Source organism: Gluconobacter sp. P1D12_c (assembly GCF_018812105.1).
Classification (GTDB): Bacteria; Pseudomonadota; Alphaproteobacteria; order Acetobacterales; family Acetobacteraceae; genus Gluconobacter; species Gluconobacter oxydans_A.
In genome coordinates, this window is record NZ_JACSIQ010000451.1 from 1 (window position 1) to 455 (window position 455).

Below are 455 nucleotides of genomic sequence, written 5' to 3' on the forward strand. Positions count from 1 at the left end.
GAACTGGTGAAGTTCGGTGCGATTTTCTCCGAGCGCGAAAAGGTAGCCGGTATGCGAGGGCCGGGTCTTGTCCGCTACTACATGAACCGCCACGTTGCTGAAGTAGGTAGTCGTGCTACACAAGAAGAACTTTCTACAATACCAAAGCCGGGATTTAATCTTGAAGTTATAGAAGGAGGAAAATTATGAAAACTAACGAACGATTCCATATTGCATGCCAAAATACATTTATAATTTCTCATTCAAACGACTTAGAAACTATGAAAATTTGGAAAAATCTTAAGGAATTACATGATGAAAATTTAGATGAATTTTTTGAATTTTCTATAGTGCGAGATAATGAAGTGCTTCTAGAGACACTTCGCCTTCCGAGTGATCCTTCACTCTACGAATGGTTTGTCGGTCAGCCAAATGTGCCATTACCGACAAAAAAAGAAGCTTTCTGAATATATCTG

General features: G+C 39.3%; 1 protein-coding gene and 1 pseudogene. Both read left to right on the top strand.

Annotated features, from left to right (window positions below; all coding sequences use genetic code 11):
- Positions 1–189: pseudogene (locus KP705_RS17620) on the top strand (hypothetical protein); the annotation flags it as partial.
- A complete protein-coding gene (locus KP705_RS17625; protein WP_215764835.1) occupies positions 186–446 on the top strand; it encodes a hypothetical protein in 261 nt (86 codons plus the stop codon). The pseudogene KP705_RS17620 and the gene KP705_RS17625, both read left to right, overlap by 4 nt.
- The last annotated feature ends 9 nt before the right edge of the window (positions 447–455 follow it).

Bases quoted from the DNA above. Each gene is read 5' to 3' on its own strand.
- KP705_RS17625 (WP_215764835.1), top strand. From the start codon at position 186: ATGAAAACTAACGAACGATTCCATATTGCATGCCAAAATACATTTATA.